Origin of the sequence: Nocardia sp. NPDC101769 (genome assembly GCF_044766925.1) — a bacterium.
GTDB lineage: Bacteria > Actinomycetota > Actinomycetes > Mycobacteriales > Mycobacteriaceae > Nocardia.
Genome location: NZ_JBIWMX010000022.1, coordinates 48343 through 64172, shown reverse-complemented (window position 1 = coordinate 64172; position 15830 = coordinate 48343). Strand labels below are relative to the sequence as shown.

General features: G+C 69.2%; 12 protein-coding genes. 6 read left to right on the top strand and 6 right to left on the bottom strand.

What is annotated here, in order from left to right; translation table 11 throughout:
* Window positions 1-40: 40 nt before the first annotated feature.
* The 4 genes from ACIRRA_RS29410 to ACIRRA_RS29395 are packed head-to-tail and all read right to left on the bottom strand — an operon-like array spanning window position 41 to window position 6399.
* Window positions 41-3367: an MMPL family transporter gene (locus ACIRRA_RS29410; protein ID WP_402774664.1), complete on the bottom strand. Its 3327-nt coding sequence runs from the start codon at window positions 3365-3367 to the stop codon at window positions 41-43.
* Window positions 3367-4137: an NYN domain-containing protein gene (locus ACIRRA_RS29405; protein ID WP_402774661.1), complete on the bottom strand. Its 771-nt coding sequence runs from the start codon at window positions 4135-4137 to the stop codon at window positions 3367-3369. Before ACIRRA_RS29405 ends, ACIRRA_RS29410 begins: the two co-directional genes overlap by 1 nt.
* Window positions 4134-4967 (bottom strand): tRNA (guanosine(46)-N7)-methyltransferase TrmB, encoded by an 834-nt coding sequence (gene trmB, locus ACIRRA_RS29400; protein WP_402774658.1) that lies wholly within the window; start codon window positions 4965-4967, stop codon window positions 4134-4136. The genes ACIRRA_RS29405 and trmB overlap by 4 nt, the downstream gene beginning before the upstream one ends.
* Before the next feature lie 58 nt (window positions 4968-5025).
* On the bottom strand, window positions 5026-6399 hold the full coding sequence (locus tag ACIRRA_RS29395; protein WP_402774655.1) for a lipase family protein: 1374 nt from the start codon (window positions 6397-6399) through the stop codon (window positions 5026-5028).
* A 240-nt stretch (window positions 6400-6639) separates the two neighbouring features.
* Here ACIRRA_RS29395 and ACIRRA_RS29390 point away from each other — a divergent pair, with 240 nt between their 5' ends.
* From ACIRRA_RS29390 to ACIRRA_RS29380, 3 genes are all read left to right on the top strand, one after another.
* The gene (locus ACIRRA_RS29390) at window positions 6640-7308 is read left to right on the top strand and encodes a hypothetical protein (protein ID WP_402774652.1); all 669 of its coding nucleotides are present in this window, start codon (window positions 6640-6642) and stop codon (window positions 7306-7308) included.
* A gap of 45 nt (window positions 7309-7353) precedes the next feature.
* A complete protein-coding gene (locus ACIRRA_RS29385) occupies window positions 7354-9069 on the top strand; it encodes a hypothetical protein (RefSeq protein ID WP_402774649.1) in 1716 nt (571 codons plus the stop codon).
* 169 nt (window positions 9070-9238) lie between these two features.
* Entirely contained in the window at window positions 9239-11065 is a 1827-nt protein-coding gene (locus ACIRRA_RS29380; protein ID WP_402774646.1) for a phosphoenolpyruvate carboxykinase (GTP), read from the top strand.
* Window positions 11066-11280: 215 nt separating this feature from the next.
* Here the strand turns inward: ACIRRA_RS29380 and ACIRRA_RS29375 are convergent, their stop codons facing one another.
* On the bottom strand, window positions 11281-12711 hold the full coding sequence (locus ACIRRA_RS29375; RefSeq protein WP_402774644.1) for an aldehyde dehydrogenase: 1431 nt from the start codon (window positions 12709-12711) through the stop codon (window positions 11281-11283).
* 240 nt (window positions 12712-12951) lie between these two features.
* Here ACIRRA_RS29375 and ACIRRA_RS29370 point away from each other — a divergent pair, with 240 nt between their 5' ends.
* Both ACIRRA_RS29370 and ACIRRA_RS29365 read left to right on the top strand, forming a co-directional pair.
* Window positions 12952-13155, top strand: coding sequence for a hypothetical protein (locus tag ACIRRA_RS29370; RefSeq protein WP_402774641.1), 204 nt, complete (start codon window positions 12952-12954; stop codon window positions 13153-13155).
* A 202-nt stretch (window positions 13156-13357) separates the two neighbouring features.
* A complete protein-coding gene (locus ACIRRA_RS29365; RefSeq protein WP_402774638.1) occupies window positions 13358-13660 on the top strand; it encodes a hypothetical protein in 303 nt (100 codons plus the stop codon).
* Here the strand turns inward: ACIRRA_RS29365 and ACIRRA_RS29360 are convergent.
* Complete coding sequence (locus ACIRRA_RS29360) at window positions 13622-14449, bottom strand: class I SAM-dependent methyltransferase (protein WP_402774636.1); 828 nt, start codon at window positions 14447-14449, stop codon at window positions 13622-13624. The two genes, ACIRRA_RS29365 and ACIRRA_RS29360, sit on opposite strands and share 39 nt — an antisense overlap.
* Window positions 14450-14634: 185 nt before the next feature.
* On the opposite strand from ACIRRA_RS29360, the gene ACIRRA_RS29355 reads away from it, so the two are divergent.
* Window positions 14635-15804, top strand: coding sequence for a glycosyltransferase family 4 protein (locus tag ACIRRA_RS29355; RefSeq protein WP_402774633.1), 1170 nt, complete (start codon window positions 14635-14637; stop codon window positions 15802-15804).
* Window positions 15805-15830: the final 26 nt, after the last annotated feature.

The window sequence follows — 15830 nt, the reverse complement described above, 5'->3', positions numbered from 1 at the left end:
CCGGCCGATGATTCGGCCGGGCCCTGCTGATGTCCGGATATCAGTCGTGGTTCTGGCGGCGGAGCAGTTCGTTGACGCTCACCGTGTGTCCGTCGCTGCCCCGATGCTTGGCGTCCTCGTCCGGGTTCTCGGCGGGCGGGCGACGCCGTGAGGAGCGCAGATCCGACATCCACTGCTCGATGCTGCTGCGGCCGGGGCCGTCCTGCGGCGCATCCTGCGCGGCGTGGTGGGTCGGATGCTGTTCCTCGGCAGCGGTTTCCGCGAGCTGTTCGGTGGGCGCGCTCTGGTCCGGCTCCGGCGGGTGCGGCTGGTACAGCTGCGCCCGGGTGGCCGGATGCGGCGGGATCTTCGGCGTCGAGGGCGGCAGCACTCGTTCCGAACCGACCACCGGTGCGGGCGGCTGTGAATCCGCGGGCGCGGCGGGCGCTCCCGGCTGAGAGATCGACGGCATCGGGTTCACCGGAGCGACTGGCGGGGCCACGGGGGGCGGCGGAGCCGCGAGGCCCCCGTCCTGACCGCGGGCCGCGCTGTCGGCGACCGGCTCGGGCGCACGCTGCGGCAGCCCGCCACCGGCATTCGTGGATCCCCGTGCCGGAGAGGCGAAGTCGCCGATGGGGTGCGGGGCCATCGGGCCGCGGGCCGCGCCCGGACCGGTGGGGTTGGCGCCCAGACCGGTGCGGCCGGAACCGAGATCGGTGGTCGGCGCGTCCTCTGCGGCCGTGCTGATGCGCCGGGGGGCGATCGGCGGGGTGACTTCCGCCGGTGTGGCGGTACCGATTTCGCTGACCGGCGGCGCGGGCGGCTCGGGGGCCGGCTCACCGATGCCGACGGGCTTGGCGAAGGCCGGCGCCGCTGTGGTCGACGGGGTGACGCCGCGGCCGGGACGCATGGCGGCGGACGGGAATCCGGGCGCGCGGCGCTCGGTCTCCGGGGCCGGGGCGGCCGCGGCGCTGTCGGCGGGCGGCGTGGGCTCCGGGAGCTGCGGGGACTCGGTGTGCTGGGCGGGCTGGACGGGCTCGGCTCGCTCGACCTTGTCGATGCGCTGGGTCGGGGCCTCGCTGTCCGCGTCGACGGTGCGCGCCGGGCGCGGCTTGCGCGCCCGCGCCGGGGCGGCCGTGCCGTCGGACAGGATCGGGATCTGCATGGTGACCGGGTCGGTGATCGGGGTGGTCTTCACCAGGTCGACCACCTCGCCGCCGCCGGGTCGCTCATCGTCGAGGATGGGTTCGCCCAGGCCGATCTTCTGCTGGATCTTCTTCATCCACTTGGGTGCCCACCAGCAGTCGTCGCCGAGCAGCTTCATGGTGGCCGGAACCAACAGCATGCGCAGCACGGTCGCATCGATGAACAGCGCCGCCACCATGCCGTAGGCGATGTACTGCATCATCACCAGGTCTGAGAACGCGAACGCGCCCGTGACCACCAGCAGGATGAGGGCGGCGGCGGTGATGAGGCGTCCCGTTTGTGCGGTTCCTGCGCGCACTGCCTCGGTCGTGCTCGCACCTTGGGCGCGCGCTTCGACCATGCGGGACAAGAGGAATACCTCGTAGTCCACGGATAGGCCGTAAATGACCGAGATGATCAGTACCAGGACCGGCGACATGATCGGCTGTGGCGTGAAGTTCAGCAGTCCGGAGCCGTGACCGTCGATGAAGATCCAGGTCAGAATGCCGAGTGTGGAGCCGAGCCCGAGCGCGCTCATGAGCGCGGCCTTGATGGGCAGCACCACCGAGCCGAAGGTGAGGAACATCAGCAGGCCGGTCACGAAGACCACGAGAACGATCATCAGCGGCATGCGATCGACCAGGGTGTCGATGCTGTCCTGCATCATGACCGGGGTGCCGGTCACCATGACCTGGGCATCGTCGGGGACATCCATGGACCGCAGGTCCTCGATGGTGTCCTTGATGTCCGCGCCCTTCTCCACCGGCCGCGAGGTCGTCCACACATTGGAGCCGTTCGGCGGCGTCTGCGGGAGCTGGAAGGTGGTTTTGGGCTGGAGCCCCCTGGCCTGATTTGCCTCGTTGAGGATGGTGCCGATGGACTTCGGATTGTCGGTGATGATGGTCAGCTGGACCGGATCAGCCTTGCGCAGCGGGAAGGTCTCGTCGAAGTGCTGCTGCGCGAGCCGGGTCGGGTTGTCCGGGGGCAGATAGGTTTCGCTGATCCCGCCGAACTGCAGGTTCTTCACCGGGATGATGAGCAGCAGTAGGCCGATGGTGAGTGGAATCGCAACCTTGAGCGGGTGCTTCATCACCCACGCGGTGAGCCGGCCCCAGAAGCCGTGCTCGATCTCGTCGGCGGTCTTGTTCCTCCGGAACCACTTGAGCCCCAGGGCATCCACGCGCGGGCCCAGGATACTGAGCAGAGCGGGCAGCACGGTCAGCGCCGACGTCGCCGCCAGAGCTACGGCCGCGATCGTGCCGTAGGCGACCGATTTCAGGAAGCCCTGCGGGAAGAGCAGCATGCCCGCGGCCGCGCCGATGATCATGGTCGCGGAGAAGGTGACCGTGCGGCCGGCAGTCATGATCGAGCGCCGGACCGCGGCCTTGGTGTCGTAGCCCTCGGCCAGTTCCTCTCGGAAGCGACTAACGATGAACAGGCCGTAGTCGATCGCCAGACCGAGGCCGATCATCGTAACCACGCCGCCGACAAAGGAATTCACCTCGGTGAATTTGGTCAGCGCCATGATCATGCCATTGGCCGCAATGATGGTCAGACCACCAATGATCAGCGGCAGCGCGGCGGCGACGACACCGCCGAAGATGAAGAACAGCAGGATCGCGACGGCCGGAAGCGCGAGCACCTCCATACGCCGCTGGTCGCTGGCCATGGTGTCCTGCAAGGTGCCGGCGACCGGCTGCAGACCCGCAACCTCGACCTTGACGTCCGGAATATAGAAGGCGTCCTTCACCTTCCGGTAGTTCCGCACCATGTCGGTGTCGTTGTCGCCCTTGATGGCGATGGAGGCGAAGGCGTGCTTGCGGTCCTGGCTGGCGGCCTGCGCCAGCTGCTGACCGGTGGTGGTCTTCCAGGGTGAGCCGTTGACCTGACTGATCTCCGGGTACTTCACCGGCAGGTTGTTCAGGTTGTCGATGATCTTCTGATTCCACGCGGGATCATCGATCGTGCCGCCGTCCGGGGCGGTGTACAGCACTACCACGTCGCTGGTGTGATCGCGCCCGTACACCTGGTCCTTCAGGACAGCGGCCTGAGAGGACTGGGAGGTCGGGTCGAACCATCCGCTGGAGCTGAGATGGTCCTCCAGCCCGAATCCGAAGGCTCCGAGCGAGAGCATTGCGGCCACGACGACACCCAGAACGGTGTAGCGCAGCTTGTAGACCAGGTCGCCCCAGCGGGTGAACACTAAGCGACTCCTTGAGCGGGGCGGGAGGTGAGCAGGGCCGACAGCGGCCGGAACGGCTGCAGCCACGCACCCTCGTCGGGCAGCGAGTCGAGGCTGACCCGGGGCAGCGGTTCACGGAACACGCCCGGTATGTCCTCGAGGTCGATGAACTCGAGAATATCCGACGTGACCGCCCAACTCGCGTGCTCGCGGAAACCCAGCACCTGAACTGGCACGCCGGAGCCGGCGATCTCCTCGAGCGGGGCGCGGAACGCCTGCCCGTCGGCGGAGGCCACCATGATCCCGGCCAGACCCGCGCCGCGCCGGCGCAGCTCGATGTGGGAGAGCATGTCGCTGTCCACATCGGAGTCTTCGTCGATCTTGGGTTTGGCGAAGACGGCATAGCCGACATTGCGCAGCGCCTCGACCCAGGGGCGCACCACATCGGCGGTGCCGGGGGCGATATTGGTGAAGACCGTGGCCTCGGGTTCGACCCGGGTGGTGCTACCCACCGACAGTTCCGCGGTGCGTGCCAGCAGCCAGCGGCCCAGCGCGTCGAAGCGCGGGCGATAGGCGGCGGTCGGGCGTCCGCCGAGGATGGCGCCCAGGCCCATGTCGAGGTTCGGAGCATCCCAGACCAGCAGGACGCGGCGCACATCGGTGGCGGTGCCGCCCAGGGCGACCCCGGCATTGCCGTGGAGCCCTGTGGTGCCCGATAATTCGGTCGAATCGCCACCGCGCATCATTCCGGCAACTTCCGACACCCCGTGGGCCATCTCACTGACGCTCATGATTCGATCTTCCCCCAGATGAACTCGGTGATGGCGCTACCCGCGCGGAGTCCTTTGCTTTCGAACTTGGTAATCGGGCGTTCGAAACCAATCGGTGCTTTATTTCGGTAGGCCTCGGGATCCCCTCCGGTCGGCTCGTTCATGCCGATGAGCTGGGGTTCCGCATTTCCGTACAGGCCGATCCACTCGGCGTAGTCCGCATGGTCGGTCGCCACATGCAACACGCCACCCGGAATCAGCCGACTTGCGATGAGTGTGAAGGTTTCCGGCTGCAACAGCCGCCGCTTGTGGTGCCGTGCCTTCGGCCACGGGTCCGGGAAGAACACGCGAACCCCGGTCAGCGATTCGGGAGCAATCATATTTTCCAGGACATCCACGGCATCGCCGCGCAGCAGCCGGAGGTTGTCGATGCCCTCGCGCTCGACGCGCTGCACCAGCTGGGCCAGGCCCGGTTTGTAAACCTCGATGCCGATCAGATTGAACTGCGGCTCGGCCTGCGCCATGGCCGCGGTGGCGGTGCCGGTGCCACAGCCGATCTCGATGATCAGCGGCGCCGAGCGCCCGAACCAGGCGTCGGCGTCCAGCTTTTCGTCGGAGATGTCCTTGCCGATCACCGGCCACACCCGATCCCAGGCGTCCTGGCGCGCGGGGGATACCGCGCCGCGGCGGGCGCGGAAGCTGGTGACCCGGGGGTAGAGGCGGTTGCCCGCTGGCCGATCCGGCTGGCCGATCCCGGCTTCCGAGTGATCGGCGTCACCGTTGGGCTGGGCGGGCCGCGGCCCGGGAACTGGCTCGGCAGTGTGGTTCGCGGCGTCGTTCACGGCGTCCATTGTCCAGTATTGGGTAGTTCGCGCAGCAATCGACCACGGTTGCCGCGACCGCGATCACTCAGGCTGCCAGGCCCGAGACCTCGCCGGACGCCGGTGCGGCGGCCGGGCGCAGGGGCAGTCCGAGGGTGACTCGCATTGCGGTAGTTGCCATTTCCACCATGCTGCGCCAGTGTGCCGGGGACAGCGCGACCGACCAGACGGTCTTGGTTGTGGGTTCGGTAAGAGTCTTCCCGGCCAGCCGATCGGCCAGCCAGTCCAGGCTCATCGGGGTCGCCAGCGGCAGCAGTGAGAAATGCTCGCTGAGGCGATCGCGGACATACCAGACCGCCGCGCCGCCGGCCCGGTACCGCTCGACCTGACCGTCGATGCCCGCCGCGTCGATGACCTGATCGTGCACCGGCTGCACCACCAGCACCGGGCACGCGGGCGCGCGATTGCCCAGGCGCAGCTCGTCGAACATGTCCTCGAGGTCCGGCAGGATCTCCGCCAGCGGCCGCCGCAGATAGTCGTCCATACGGCGGCCCACCAGCAGCGGCAGCACCGCGATCGGGCCCAGGGAACGGGCGCGGTCCAGCAGGCGACGGCCCTCGGGGGTGAAGTCGCGGCGTACCACCTCGGCCAGCGCCGGGTAGACCTGCTGCAGTGCGGCGATCACGATCGCCGGAAAGCCCGCGAACAGGCCGCCGTTCAGGTTCAGGAACACGTGGCGGGGATCACCGACCGGCGCGCCCAGCACCGCCCCGGCGATATTCAGCTCCGGCGCGTACTCGGGAGCCATCTCCACCAGCCACGAACTGGCCATGCCGCCACCGGAATAGCCCCACACGGCCACCCTGGTGTCCGCGCGCAGACCCAGCGGCGCGAAACGCAGTGCGGCGCGGACCCCGTCGAGACCGCGGTAGCCGGGTTCGCGCGCCACGCCGAAATTCCCCTGCGGCCCTTCATGATCGGCGATGCTGACCGCCCACCCGCGGCGCAGCGCGTTCGCGACCAGCAGCCATTCGAGCTGGGTGATGGAGCCGGGGGACAGGGCGCCGCGCCGCAGCGCATAGGACGGGGCGCAGCGGTCCGTCACGGCGTCCATGGCCGTCTGGAAGGCCAGCAGCGGGCGTTCCGCGTCCGGTTCGGCGCCCTCGGGCAGCAGCACGGTGGTGACCGCGACTTCGGGCCGGCCGTGCAGATCCTGGCTGCGATACAGCAGCTGCCAGGCCGTCACGTGTTGCGGCACCAGGCCGAACAGGGCGATGTCGACCGGGCGGCTGCGCAGGATCGTGCCCGCCGCGTGGCGGGCGAACCCGCGTGGCGGATGGAAGAAGGGGTCCCGGCCCGGCGGCAGCGGGCGGCTGCTCGGCTGCCCGGCCGGCGCCGGTCGTACTGTCCCTTGCGGCCCCGGTGTTCCGGATGATCCGATGACGTCCGCATTGACGGTCATCGCCACCTCCCCTCGTCGCGCCCGGCCGTGGACCGAGAGGGATCGCCGCAGCCGTGCATCGGCCCTGATGCCGACAGAATCGCCAGAGTAGGGCAATCCCAGGTGTCTGTGAAGAGCGGTTGCGCCGAATTGTGCGGGCGCACAGAAGGACCCGGATCGGTCTGCTTCCTCACCGCCTGACCTGCGCGTTCGTGATCCGAAATGCCCACGCGCCCAGGGGCTTCCGGTTATGCTGCCCGGGTGCCGGTCGGGCGATCTCCGCGCATCCAGGTGACGGGCCGGGCCCGTGCGGGCAAAACCGCGCTGCGACATGCGTTGTCGCTGCTCACCGCCGAAGAAACCCGGCCGGTCGACCGGCCCGGGCAACCGGACCCCGCATTCGATGCCGATCTCGTCCTCTATGTTCTCCCCGGCCTCGCCGACCACGCCGACCGCCGCCTGCTGGCCACCGTCCACCCGGACCGCACCCTTGTGGTCCTCAACAAGGCCGATGCCATCGGCGCCCGCTGGCCCGACGCCGCCGCGGCGGCCGACGACCTCACCGCCGAATTCGGTCTGCTCGTCTTCCCGGTCGTCGCGTCCCTCGCCGCCCACACCCGCTCGGGCACCCTCACCGACGCCGACCTCCGCACCCTCCACCGCCATCGCGACCGCCCCGACCCGGCCCTCACCCTCTCGCACGACCTCTTCACGGCTCCCGACCTCGCCCCCGACCCGGAATCCCGCCAAGCCCTCCTCGACCGCTGGGACCTCTTCGGCGTCTCCTGCGCCCTCGCAGCTCTCCGCCGCCACCCCACCCTGCCCCCGCAGCTCCTGCTGCAAATCCTCCACTGCGCCAGCGGAATAGACCCCCTCCACCACGAGCTGCACCGCCGCTACGAGGCCGTCGCCGCCGTCTTCGGCGATTGATTCGCCTCGGGCCAAGCCGAATACGCCGCCGGATACGAATCAGCGGTGTTGATCCCCGAACCTCGCCCCGCTGACCCGCCGCCGTTGCACGGGCTCGAACTTCCGCCGTTGCATCGGCCGACCCCGGCCGATCCGGACCGGTCCGCCCGGGGCAGTGCACCCGCCGCCGAACCTCCCGCATCGCCGGTCGAGCTGTCCGCGGCGGTGGAAGCCGTTGTCATGCGCTGGAATCCGCACGGTCTGGCGCTGCTGCGGGCGATTGCCCCGGAGCCGCGCGGCGAAGCCACGGCGATCGCGCTCATCAGTGGCGACTGGTTGCACGCGGCGGCATTGCGGGTCGAGTTGGCTCGGTTCCAGCCGCGTATCGACCTCATCGTCGTCACGGAGGCCGGGGTCGACACCGAGGACGCCGATCCGGCGTCCGCGACCGGCGCCGGACTCGGGTCGCGCCCGCGTCCGGTGGCGCTCGTCGTGCTCGACTCCGGGGCGCTGATCGGCGGCGAGATGCTGGCGCGGGTGCGGGCGCTGCGGGCGGACGGGACGCGGATCGTGTTCGCGCTGGACGGGATTCACGCGCATCGGGAGTGGCGGGAGGTGCGGAAGCTGGATGTGGAGCTGCTGGCGGAGGCCGGTGGCGAGAGCAGGGCGGAGATCGTGCCGGTGTCGGCGCGGATGGCGGCGGTGGCGCGGGCGGCGGAGGATCCGGCGCTGCTGGATCGGTCGGGGGTGGGGTTGTTGCACGCCAGGCTGGTGGCGGCGGCCGGGGCGGGGGCGGTGGGGGATCAGGTGGCGATCGTGCGGGAGCGGGTGGTGGCCGAGACGCGGCGGCGAATCCGGGCGCAGGTCGGGAAGCTGCGGGACGGCGGGGATGTGGCGGGGCTGCGGGAGGAGCGGGCGCGGCTGCTGGCGGTGAGCGACGGCGGGCGGGGTTCGGCCATGACGATTGTGCGGAATCGGCTGCAGTTGGCGCGAGTGGATCTATTGCACGAGGTCGGAGCCAGAATCCGGGCGCTGCACGGAGAGCTGCGGGCCGAAATCGAACGCCTGCCGCGCAGCGCACACGCCGAATTTCCGCGGCATGTGAGCGATTCTGTGGAAAAACTCACACGGGAGATGGATCGCTCGATTCGCTCCCGGATCGCCGAATTGTGCCGTCAGGTCGAAGAATCCGTCTCGGAGGAATGGCATATATCTTTTCCGGCGCCCGCGGAACGGGTGTCGAGGGCGGTTCCCGCGCCGGGCCCGCGGCTGCGGGGCGTGGAGGACCACCTGGTGATCGCGCTCGGCGCCTCGGCGGGCTTCGGACTGGGCCGGCTGGTGGTGGCTCCGCTGGCCCTGCTGCAGGCCTTCGACTTCGCGATCGTGCCGGTCAGTCTGCTCCTCGGTGCCACCGCCGCGGGCTGGGTGGTGCGTGCCCGCCGGCACCTCGCCGATGGCGCTCACCTGCGGCAATGGGTGGCGGACACGCTGGTCGACGCCCGTGCGCAGCTGGAACAGCGGGTAGCCACGGCCCTGGTCGACGCCGAGGAACGGCTCACCGACGAGGTGCTCGGCAGTGCCACCGCGCGGATGGTGGAAACCGATCTGCGGGTCGGTGAATTGGAGGCGCAATTGCGGCAGGCGGCGCAACGGCGCCCCGCTTTACTGCTGGCATGCGACCGTGACCTGGCCACTCTCGAATTCACTCAGCGGCTGGTCGGAGGTTTCGACCCGGTACCGAGTGGACAACCCGATTCCGTACACCCCGATATATGGCGTTAACCTCTATGGCAGGAACCAGGGCATCCGTTGCGTTCTTGTACGCGCGTCCAGCCGGTACGGGCAAGCGGCGAGACCAGCGGGAGCCCTGCCGCAATTGGTGGCACTCGGTGTCGCGAGCCGTGGTCCTCGGCTCGATGACCTCGGGGCCGCCCATCTCAGGAGAGTTTTCATGACCTCAGCGACCATTCCTGGTCTTCACGATGGCACCGCGCCCACCGAGCACAAGGAACTGCTTGCCTGGGTACAGGAGGTCGCAGAACTCACCCAGCCCGACCGCGTGGTCTGGTCGGACGGTTCCGACGAGGAGTGGGACGCTCTCACCACCAAGCTGGTCGAGGCGGGCACCTTCAAGAAGCTGAACGAGAGCAAGAAGCCCAACTCGTTCCTCGCCCTCTCCGACCCCTCCGACGTCGCCCGCGTCGAGTCCCGCACCTACATCTGCTCGAAGACCGAGGCCGACGCCGGTCCGACCAACAACTGGGTCGACCCGGCCGAGATGCGCGCCACCATGACCGAGCTGTACCGCGGCTCCATGAAGGGCCGCACCATGTACGTGGTGCCCTTCTGCATGGGCCCGCTGGGCGCCGAGGACCCGAAGCTGGGCGTCGAGATCACCGACTCCGAGTACGTCGTGGTGTCGATGCGCGTGATGACCCGCGCCGGCAAGGCCGCCCTGGAGAAGCTCGGCGCCGACCGGCCGTTCGTGAAGGCGCTGCACTCGCTGGGCGCTCCGCTGGCCGAGGGCCAGGCCGACGTGCCGTGGCCGTGCAACGACACCAAGTACATCACCCACTTCCCCGAGGACCGCGAAATCTGGTCCTACGGTTCGGGTTACGGCGGCAACGCGCTGCTGGGCAAGAAGTGCTACTCGCTGCGCATCGCCTCGGCCATGGCGCACGACGAGGGCTGGCTGGCCGAGCACATGCTCATCCTCAAGCTGATCTCGCCGGAGAACAAGGCGTACTACGTGGCCGCCGCGTTCCCGTCGGCCTGCGGTAAGACCAACCTCGCCATGATCCAGCCGACCGTTCCGGGCTGGCGCGCCGAGACCCTCGGCGACGACATCGCGTGGATGCGCTTCGGCGAGGACGGGCGACTTTATGCCGTCAACCCGGAGTTCGGCTTCTTCGGCGTCGCGCCCGGCACCAACCACTCCTCCAACCCCAACGCGATGGCCACCATCGACGCGGGCAACACCGTCTACACCAACGTCGCGCTCACCGACGACGGCGACGTGTGGTGGGAGGGTCTGGAGGGCCAGCCCGATCACCTGATCGACTGGAAGGGCAACGACTGGTACGAGCGCGAGTCGGAAACCCTGGCCGCGCACCCGAACTCGCGCTACTGCACCCCGATGTCGCAGTGCCCGACCCTGGCCCCCGAGTGGGACGACCCGCAGGGCGTGCCGATCTCGGCCATCCTCTTCGGCGGCCGCCGCAAGACCACCGTCCCGCTGGTGACCGAGTCCTTCGACTGGCAGCACGGCGTGTTCATGGGCGCCACCCTGTCCTCCGAGCAGACCGCCGCCGCCGAGGGCAAGGTCGGCACCGTGCGCCGCGACCCGATGGCGATGATCCCGTTCATGGGCTACCACGTGGGTGACTACATCGGCCACTGGATCAACCTCGGCAAGAACGCCGACGCCCAGAAGCTGCCGAAGATCTTCTACGTCAACTGGTTCCGCCGCGGCGAGGACGGCCGCTTCCTGTGGCCCGGCTTCGGCGAGAACTCCCGCGTGCTGGAGTGGATCGTCAACCGCATCGAGGGCACGGCGGAGGCCGAGGCCACCCCGATCGGCAATGTCCCCACCGCCGGCAACCTCGACCTCGAGGGCCTGGACGTGAACACCGCCGACGTCGACGAGGCGCTCGCGGTCGACGTCGAGGAGTGGAAGCGGGAGATCCCGCTGATCGAGGAATGGTTCGAGTTCATCGGCGACAAGCTGCCCTCCGGTATCCGCGACGAGTTCGAGGCCCTCAAGCAGCGTCTCGCATAAAGGCATGACGAAAACGGCTCGCCCGCACTGAGAGTGTGGGCGAGCCGTTTTCGTTGGAGATGGGCCGTAGGCCTGGCTGGGACGGGACGACTGATTTCGGGTGGTGAGGGTAACTCGCCGGGTACGCCCGAAATTTTTTCGGCTCCCAGCCGTCCGCACGGATGCGTGTCTGAAAACGGCACCCGAGCCGCCCGCTGAGGGCTCGGGGAGGCGGGTCAGCCCATGGGCATCAATAGAGACTTCTGCTCGCAGTACGCGTCGAGGCCCTCGGGGCCGTTCTCGCGGCCGATGCCGGAGGTCTTGTAGCCGCCGAAGGGGGCGCAGGGGTCGAAGGCGTACCAGTTGATGGCGTAGGTGCCGGTGCGGACCATGGCTGCGATGGCGGCGCCGTGTTCGATGTCGGTGGTCCAGACCGAGCCGGCGAGGCCGTAGTCGCTGTCGTTGGCGATGGCGACGGCCTCCTCCTCGGTGTCGTAGGGGAGGACAGAGAGGACGGGGCCGAAGATCTCCTCGCGGGCGATGGTCATGGCGTTGCTGACGTCGGCGAAGACGGTGGGGCGGACGTACCATCCGGGGAGGTCGGCGGGGCGGTCGCCGCCCAGGATGAGGCGCGCGCCCTCGTCCTGGCCCTTGGCGATGTAGCCCTCGACGCGCTCGCGCTGCTTCTCCGAGATGAGCGGGCCCAGTTGGGCATTGGGGTCGTCGGGCAGTCCGACCGGGAGCAGGCCCACGGAAGCGGTGAGGGCGTCGAGGATTTCGTCGTAGCGGCCGCGCGGGGCGAGGATGCGGGTCTGGGCCACGCAGGCCTGGCCGCTGTTCATCAGGCCCGCGAAGGCGAGCTTGGGCATGTCGGCAATGTCCATGTCGGGCAACAGGATCGCGGCGGACTTGCCGCCCAGTTCCAGCGAGCAGCGCTTGAGTTGGCCGCCCGCGATCGCGGCGATCTTGCGACCGACCGCGGTACTGCCGGTGAAGGTGACCTTGTCCACGCCCGGGTGGGAGACCAGGTATTCGGCGGCGTCGGCCTCGGCGGGCAGCACCGACAGGACGCCCTCGGGCAGGCCGGCCTCGGCGAAGATGTCGGCGAGCAGGTTGGCGGCCAGCGGGGTCAGCGGCGCCGGCTTGAGGACGACGCTGCAGCCGGCCAGCAGGGCGGGCGCGAGCTTGTTGACGGCCAGGAACAGCGGGACATTCCAGGCGATCACGGCGGCGACCACACCGACCGGTTCGCGAGAGACCCGGGTGGTGCCGAACAGGCCGGTGCGAGATTCGGTCCAGGGGAAGGACTTTCCGAGTCCGGCGTAGAAGTCGAGGGTGGCGCGGGCGGGGATGTAGTTGAGGGTGCTCGCGGCCAGGGCGGGCGCGCCCATCTCGGCGGAGAGGGCTGCGGTGAGGTCGCCGGCCTTCTGATCGAGCAGGGCGACGACGCGGGTCAGCAGGGCGGCGCGCTCCTCCGGCGGGGTGGCCGGCCAGGGTCCGCTGTCGAAGGCCCGGCGGGCCGCGGCGACCGCGGCGTCGACATCGGCGCGGGTGACGACGGGCACGCTGCCGACCGTTTCCAGGGTTGCGGGCGAGACGACGGGCAGGGTGTCGGCGCCGGCCGGCGCGGTCCAGCGGCCACCGATGAACAGACTCTGGTACTCCATGAGAACACGTTACAGTTTTGTATTCGGCGCTGCCCCCCACATGTGGGGCAAATGTCCCGCTGAGCGGGATCTTCTTTGAAATTGGACTCCTCGGTTTCTAAGTCGTCCGGTTACCGGCGCGGCGAAACCTGATTCGGATTCAGGGTTGCCAGGTCGTGGCCTATGCTCTGCCCAGTACGCCTTTCTCCACCAATCCGGTCGGTTGCTATTTATTAGCTCTACGAAAGGTAGATCCCCGGCATGGTCGATGTGCGCCTCGACGACTTCCTGCTCGGTGAGCTCTCCGATGTCGACTCGCCGGGTGTCAGCACTCCCATGCAGCGGGCTGCGAGTCAGTTGCAGCGGGTGCTGCCGCCGGGATGGCGCGTCGAGGTGGTGGAGGCGACCTATCCGACGGCCCGGAAGGGGCAACCCGTCCTGCGGCTCCGGCTGCTCGAGGACTGATCTGCTCCGGATGTGCAGGGGCGCAAGCCATTCCGCATCCTTGCGGCAAACTGGCAGCGTGCCCCTAATCGAATTCCGACCTGTTGGTTCGCTTTTCGCCGAACGCACTATTGCATTCGGCAGCCGTAGCGAGCATGCTTTATAGCTACCGTGGATAGCTCGCTCGATTCATGAACCGTTACCGCACAGGGGAGTCCGAGTCATGGCGGTGCAAGTGGTCGGCAGATCGCTGATGACCAGTGATCTCACGCCGCATCAGGCGAAAAGCGTAGGCGCAGGCGGTTGGGTGGTGTCCTTCCTGCCGGGCCGGACCCTGACCACCGAGCAAGCCGCCGCCGCATTACAGGCGGCCGAAGCGGTTGCCACCATGAACGCCCTCGCCTGTCAGGTCGGCCTGACCGTCATGGAGACGGTCGGGCTGGCTACCCAGGAGTCACCGTGGGGCGAACCCGAACCCTGCACCGGCCTACGCCGGATCTGGCGGCGCGGATTCTCCATCCGCTGACCGCGGCCGCTTGGTCGCCACCACGACCAGGTTGCTGACCAGCAGCTCCCGCAGCACCGGGACGTGCACCATCCACCAGGCCCAGCGCGGGTGATAGCGCGGGAACACCGCGAGAATCCCGATGTCGTCCGGAGTTTCGCGCGCCCACCGCACACCCTCGGCCGCCCGTACCGCGAACAGTGACCGCCCGAAGCGGTTCTTCGGCTCCCGCCCGTGCTTGCGCCGATACCGCCGCGCCGCGTACTCCCCGCCCAGGTAATGCCACGGCCCGGTCTCGTGGCCGCCGAACGGCCCGTGCCACACCGTGTACGAAAAGACCATGAGGCCACCGGGTTTGGTGACCCGCAGCATCTCCCCGGCCATCACCCACGGCCGCGGCACGTGCTCGGCCACATTCGAGGAGATGCAGACCTCCACCGCGTCATCGCGGAACGGCAGCGCCATCCCCGACCCGCGCACCGAGCCCGCGACCCGCAAACCGGCCGCGTGCATCTCCGACGGATCCGGCTCCACCGGCAGATAGCGGGCCCCCGCCCGGCCGAACTCGTCCGCGAAATAGCCCGGGCCGCCGCCCACATCCAGCACGACCGTCCCGCGCAGCGACTTCCCGGTCAGATCCCGGTAGAAGTCCGACACCAGATCGGCGGTATCGGCCGCCACCCCACCGTAGAACACGGCCGGATCGGTCTGCTCGAACCGGAAACTGCCCAGCAGCCGTAGCGACCGGCGCAGCGTCGCCCGGCGGGCGAATCGCGGGCGGCGCGGTCTGGGCTGATCGGCTCGGAGCACGGCGGCAAGTTTCGCACAGCCGCGCACCGGCCCGGACACCCGCTCGCAACCTCGCACCCCGGCATGGATTCGCGGCACGCGCAGGTCGGATGACCACTGCTGGCCCGGAACGGGCGGGCGGGCTATATGGTGGAGCCCATTGTCTGCCCGTTCCCGACCGACCTTGACCCCCTGGAGACCCGCCCGTGCGTGAAGTGCTGCTGCTGTGCTGGCGCGACACCGGGCATCCGCAGGGTGGCGGGAGCGAGCGGTATCTGGAGCAGGTCGGGGCGCAGCTGGCCGCGCGCGGCGTCAAGGTGACGCTGCGGACCGCGGGCTATCCGGGTGCGGCCGTGCGGGAGTCGCTCGACGGCATCGAGATCAGCCGGGGCGGTGGGCGGTTCACGGTGTATCCGCGGGCGCTGGCGGCTATCGCGCTGGGCCGGTTCGGGATCGGCCCGCTCAAGGGGTTGCGGCCCGACGCGGTCATCGACACCCAGAACGGCATCCCCTTCTTCGCCCGGGCCGCGACGGCCGCGCCGACCGTGGTGCTCGTGCATCACGGGCATCGCGAGCAGTGGCCGGTGGCCGGGCGGCTGGTCGGGCGAATCGGCTGGTGGATCGAATCGCGGCTGTCGCCGCGGGTGCACCGCGGCAATCAGTATCTGACGGTTTCGCTGCCGTCGGCCGAGGAACTCACCGCGCTCGGCGTGGCCGGTACGCGGATCGCGGTGGTGCGCAATGGCGCCGAACCGATTCCCGCACAGGTGCCTGCCGGAGACGACGCCACCCGTACCGCGCACCCCAGCATCGTGGTGCTCTCGCGGCTGGTGCCGCACAAGCAGATCGAGGACGCCATGGCCGTGGTGGCCGGGCTGCGCGGGCGGATCCCGGGCCTGCACCTCGATGTGATCGGCGACGGCTGGTGGGCCCCCAATCTGCGCGTCCATGCGCGCGAGCTCGGCATCGCCGACGCGGTCACCTTCCACGGCCACGTCGACGAGGACGAGAAGCACCGGCTGCTGGGCCGCGCCTGGGTACACGTGCTGCCCTCGCGCAAGGAGGGCTGGGGGCTGGCGGTCATCGAGGCGGCCCAGCACGGGGTGCCCACGGTCGGCTACCGCAGTTCACGCGGGCTCACCGACTCCATCGTCGACGGCGTGACCGGGCTACTGGTCGACGATCCGGCCCAGCTCGTCGAGGCCGTGGGCGAACTGCTCGGCGATCGGGAGTCCCGGATGGTGCTGGGGGAGAAGGCGCGGGTGCGGGCGCGCGAATTCTCCTGGGAGCAGACCGGGAACGGCGTCTACGAGGTGCTGTCCGCGGTGACGCGCGGCGAGCGGGTGAGCGGTCTGATCGCGCCCGCGCGAGTGTGATTCGCGGGCTTCGCAATTCGGCGAAG